This is a genomic window from Halorubrum sp. SD612 (assembly GCF_002135005.1).
This window is the reverse complement of record NZ_NEWI01000168.1, coordinates 1-4,977: the sequence shown is the minus strand read 5'-3', so window position 1 is coordinate 4,977 and position 4,977 is coordinate 1. Positions and strand designations below refer to the sequence as shown.

Genomic DNA, 4,977 nt, shown 5'->3' with positions numbered 1-4,977 from the left:
TCTCCGCGCTGTCGGCGCTCGACGCGTACCTCGTCGGCCGCCACATGAGCAGCCAGCGGGCGACCGCGTTCGTCCCGGGTCACGTCACCGCCTTCTTCAGCGCGCACCCGGCCGACGACCCGACGGTCGCCGGGTCGCGCGGCGCGGGCCTGACGCTCACGGACGGCGTGACCGTTCGGGCGTCGGCGGCGGACGGCGAGACCGATGCGGCGACGGGCGGCGACGGCGCGGACGGCGACGGTCCGGACGGCGACGGTCCGGACGGCGACGGCCCGGACGGCGACGCCGCGAGCGACGTGACCGGGTCCCGTACCATCGACGGCGAGCCCGGATCGATCGGCGCGGTCGACGACGTGCTCGCCGAACTGGACGCGACCGGCGTCGACGTCGCGGTCGAGACCGACCTCCCGATCGGCGCGGGCTTCGGCGTCTCCGGCGCCGCGGCGCTGGGGGCCGCCCTCGCCGCGAACGAGGCGTTCGACCGCGGCCGCTCCGAGAACGAGCTCGTCCGGATCGCCCACGCCGCGGAGGTCGGCCGCGGGACCGGCCTCGGCGACGTGGTCGCGCAGGCGCGCGGGGGAGTCCCGCTCCGGCTCGAACCCGGGGCGCCCGGGACCGGCGAACTCGACGGCGTCCCGGCGGCCGCGCGCGTCGAGTACGTCACCTTCGGCGAGCTGTCGACCGAGGCGGTGCTGGGGGGCGACACCGACGCGCTCACGGCGGCGGGCGAGGACGCGCTCGACCGCCTCCGCGCGGACCCCCGGCTCCCGACGCTGATGGACGCGGCCCGCGGGTTCGCCCGCGAGGCGGACCTCCTCGTGCCCGAGGTCGCGGAGGCGATCGACGCGGTCGACGCGGCCGGCGGCGAGCGAACGGACGGACGGTCGGACGGCCGCGGCGCCGCGATGGCGATGCTCGGCCGCACCGTCTTCGCGCTCGGGACCGGGCTCTCGGACGCGGGTTACGACCCCGAGGTCTGCCGGATCGACGCCGCCGGCGCGCGGCTCGTCGACGGGCGCGACGGGGAGTAAGGACTTTGCCTTGGTCGACCGGAGAGGCGGATATGGCCGAATCGCTCCGCTCGTTCTTCGACGAGCTCGAGACGCCGGACCGGCATCTCGTCCTCCTGAACCGGTCGTCGCCGGACCCGGTCCGGGGCCTGCTGGACTCGCTGCTCGACGGACAGCCCGTCTCGGTCAGCGAGGCGGACCCCGACCCGGCCGCGGACGACGACGTGGTCGCGCTCGTCGAGGACGGCGCCGTCATCGCGCGGTCGCCCCTCGACGAGCTGCTCGAATCGGTGCTGCTCATCAACTCCGACCTGTACAAGACCGGCGGGATCGAGCTCGGAGACGTCGCCCTGCCGGCCGTCTTCGAGGGGCTCGACGAGGTCCCGTTTCGGGTGCGCGGCTACCCCGCCTCGAACAAGGAGAAGCTCCTCCTCATCGTCGTCTCGCGCGTCATCGAGCGGGTCGCGGCGGAACACGGGGCCGGCACGCTGCGCGCCTCGTTCCAGCGGCTCTCCCGGATCGACGACGAGCGCGGCACTCGTTCGGTGTACGAGCGCGTCGCCGGGAGCGGCGTCGACGTCCACGTGTACGGCGTCGGCGACGCGGCGTCGCTCCCGGGGCTTCCCGTAACCGTCCACACCGGGACCTCCTACCCGTACCGCCGGTCGTGGTTCGTCGCGTTCACGCCGCCGGAGGGCGCCGGCGGCGACCACGTCGCGCTGCTCGCGCTCGAAGACGAGCCGAACGTCTGGGACGGCTTCTGGACGTTCCGCCCGGAGCTGGTGACGCGGATCGAGCGGTACATCGCGGAACACGTCTGAGGTGGGCGGTTAGGGGAGAACCGTTGGATCGAGGCGGCGAATCTGTAATTTATACCTGTTTCGCGGTGGCGCGTGCCTGCGAGGCCGCCTTGCGGCCGAGCCGCGAGGGACCGAAGGTCCCTCCGGAAGCCGGCGCGAAGCGCCGGCGACAGCGCGCCCGAGGGAGTCGGCCGACCGCAGGGCGGCCGACGAGGCTGGGGGCTTTGGCGGTGTTCGCCGCCAATCTGCCAGCAATCCTTCATACGTAAACGGCTGGAGATTTGGCGGTGTTCGCCACCGATCCGTAGTCGGCTATTTATAAACGAGCAACGAGGGTGTAGAAAGCACTCCCCACTGGCCGCACTCTCGAAACGTATCGGCGTCCGCCGACGAACAAAGCTTTACCGCGTCGCCCGCCTAGCTCCGGCAAATGGTACTCGACGACCTCGGTACGTCCCTGCGGAGCAGCCTCGACAAGCTCCAGGGCAAGACCACGCTCTCCGAGAGCGACGTCGAGGAGATCGTCAAGGAGATCCAGCGCTCCCTCCTCTCCGCCGACGTCGACGTCTCCCTCGTCATGGAGCTGTCGGACTCGATCAAGACCCGGGCGCTCGACGAGGAGCCGCCGGGGGGCACGACCGCGCGCGACCACGTCCTCAAGATCGTCTACGAGGAGATGGTCGAGCTGGTCGGCGACTCCACCGAGCTCCCCCTCGAAAACCAGACGATCCTCCTCGCCGGGCTCCAGGGCTCGGGGAAGACGACCTCCGCCGCGAAGATGGCGTGGTGGTTCTCGAAGAAGGGGCTCCGCCCCGCGGTGATCCAGACCGACACGTTCCGGCCCGGCGCGTACGATCAGGCGAAGCAGATGTGCGAGCGCGCCGAGGTCGACTTCTACGGGAACCCCGACAACGACGACCCGGTCGACATCGCGCGGACCGGCCTCGAAGAGACGGCGGACGCCGACGTTCACATCGTCGACACGGCCGGGCGCCACGCGCTCGAAGACGACCTCATCGCGGAGATCGAGGAGATCGAGGGCGTCGTCGACCCCGACCGCTCGCTGCTCGTCCTGGACGCCGCGATCGGGCAGGGCGCCAAGGAGCAGGCCCGCCAGTTCGAGGAGTCGATCGGCATCGAGGGCGTCGTGATCACCAAGCTCGACGGGACCGCGAAGGGCGGCGGGGCGCTCACCGCGGTCAACGAGACCGACTCCTCCATCGCCTTCCTCGGCACCGGCGAGACGGTCCAGGACATCGAGCGGTTCGAGCCCTCGGGGTTCATCTCCCGGCTGCTCGGGATGGGCGACCTCAAGCAGCTCTCCGAGCGCGTCGAGCGCGCGATGCAGGAGACCCAGGAGGAGGACGAGGACTGGGACCCCGAGGACATGCTTCAGGGGGAGTTCACCCTGAAGGACATGAAACGGCAGATGGACGCGATGAACAAGATGGGACCGCTCGACCAGGTGATGGACATGATCCCCGGGCTGGGCGGCGGGATGATGGACGAGCTGCCCGACGACGCGATGGACGTCACCCAAGACCGGATGCGCCGTTTCGAGCGCATCATGGACTCGATGACCGAGGAGGAGCTGGAGAACCCCCGCGTCGTCGGCCAGTCTCGCGTCGAGCGCATCGCCCGCGGCTCCGGCACCGACGAGGAGACGGTCCAGCAGCTCTTAGAGCAGCACTCGATGATGGAGGAGACGATCGGCCAGTTCCAGGGGATGGGCGAGGGCGACATGCAGCGCATGATGAAGAAGATGGGCGGCGAGGGCGGCGGCGGCCTCGGCGACATGATGGGCGGCGGGAAGGGGCCGTTCTAAGTAGTAGGACCCGTCGGAATCCTCTCCCTCAGACTACATTAAGCCATCATTTAGTATCTTTAGCGGGAACACATCGGCTATGGTCCCCTACGTCAGCGACGTTCTGTTCAACGAGCCACAGGGCCGGCCCAGCTCACTCATCCAGTTCGGCCTGTCGGTCTCTTTCTCGTGTGTGTTCGTGTATGCGTGGAGCGTCGGCGAAGCTGGAGCGGTAGTGCCGTGGGTACTGTTCTTTATCGTCGGAACCGCGCTGTCCGGACTCGCCGAATCCCTTCCGAAAACCCGACGACGGGCGGCCGGTCTACTGCGTCTCACAGCCATCCTCGTGTTCGTCTGTTTTCTCGCCACAATGCTCCTCGCCCCGGAGTACATCATCGAGTGACGGAAGGCCGTTCTCAACACGGTAGGGACGGATCCGTACCGCACGTCGATGTGTGGATCACCCGTACCGAGCGAACCCGATGAAAAACGCACGAGATATGAGAATTTCAGCGGAGCTAAGCAGGATACCATCCCCGAACTGATTGTGTATTTATAAATGACTGCGCGGTGCCGGTGGTGCTGAATCACGAATATCCAGCTGTTTATTTATAAGTTGTCGGCGTCGCGGCGACTTCTTCTAACTCCTTGACCGCTCATTTATAACTCGATGACTGTGACGTGGCGGAGGCCGCCTCCAAAGTCCCAGCTGTTCGTTTATAAATAGCTGACTCCGGATCGACAGTGAACACCGCCAAAGCCCCAACCGGGAGGGCGGCGCACGCTCGCTGCGCGCTTCAGTCGCTCGCGTTGCTCGCTCCTTCCAGTGCTTACGTCGCCTGCGCCGCCCTCCCGGCTGCCCCTTTGGGTCCCACCCGACCGCAACCGCACGGCACCTCACGCCTCCCCAGCCTCGTCAGCCGGCCTCCGCTTCGCTCCGGCCGGCTGACTCCCTCGCGCGTGCTCCTCGCGGCCGCCTTCGGCGGCCACTCGGAGGCACGCGCCACCGCGGAAATCAAGACGACGAGATCGACCCTTACCGGCAGTCCCCGAGCGCTTCAGGCCCTTTATACGGGTGACCGGGCTACGGCTTGTCGATGAACCGAGACCGGATCGGCGAGTACGACGCCTTAGTGCTCGTCTCGCTCGTCTGGTTCCTCGGGAAGTTCGTCCGCTACCTCTTCCCCCCGCTGTTCGAGTCGATTCAGGGCGCCTACGGCGTGAGCAACGCCACCGTCGGGACCGCCTTCACCGGGTTCATGATCGTGTACGCGCTCCTCCAGTTCCCGAGCGGCGCGGTCGCGGACCGGCTCGGCCCGGTCCGGGTGATCGTCGCGGGCGCGCTCGTCGCCGGCGCCGGGTC

At 68.5% G+C, this 4,977-nt stretch carries 5 protein-coding genes; all 5 read left to right on the top strand.

Annotation, left to right across the window (positions count from 1 at the left end; all coding sequences use genetic code 11):
• The first annotated feature begins 44 nt into the window (after positions 1-44).
• Complete coding sequence (locus B9G38_RS14190; protein ID WP_086220798.1) at positions 45-1,031, top strand: pantoate kinase; 987 nt, start codon at positions 45-47, stop codon at positions 1,029-1,031.
• Between the two features lie 32 nt (positions 1,032-1,063).
• Positions 1,064-1,831: a DICT sensory domain-containing protein gene (locus tag B9G38_RS14185; protein WP_086220797.1), complete on the top strand. Its 768-nt coding sequence runs from the start codon at positions 1,064-1,066 to the stop codon at positions 1,829-1,831.
• A 409-nt stretch (positions 1,832-2,240) separates the two neighbouring features.
• Complete coding sequence (locus tag B9G38_RS14180; RefSeq protein ID WP_086220796.1) at positions 2,241-3,635, top strand: signal recognition particle protein Srp54; 1,395 nt, start codon at positions 2,241-2,243, stop codon at positions 3,633-3,635.
• Between the two features lie 79 nt (positions 3,636-3,714).
• On the top strand, positions 3,715-4,017 hold the full coding sequence (locus B9G38_RS14175) for a hypothetical protein (RefSeq protein ID WP_086220795.1): 303 nt from the start codon (positions 3,715-3,717) through the stop codon (positions 4,015-4,017).
• A gap of 694 nt (positions 4,018-4,711) precedes the next feature.
• The coding region (locus B9G38_RS14170; RefSeq protein ID WP_143415476.1) for an MFS transporter at positions 4,712-4,977 on the top strand (266 nt) is incomplete at its 3' end.

Bases quoted from the DNA above. Each gene is read 5' to 3' on its own strand.
- B9G38_RS14185 (WP_086220797.1), top strand. From the start codon at position 1,064: ATGGCCGAATCGCTCCGCTCGTTCTTCGACGAGCTCGAGACGCCGGAC.
- B9G38_RS14190 (WP_086220798.1), top strand. From the start codon at position 45: ATGAGCAGCCAGCGGGCGACCGCGTTCGTCCCGGGTCACGTCACCGCC.
- B9G38_RS14175 (WP_086220795.1), top strand. From the start codon at position 3,715: ATGGTCCCCTACGTCAGCGACGTTCTGTTCAACGAGCCACAGGGCCGG.
- B9G38_RS14180 (WP_086220796.1), top strand. From the start codon at position 2,241: ATGGTACTCGACGACCTCGGTACGTCCCTGCGGAGCAGCCTCGACAAG.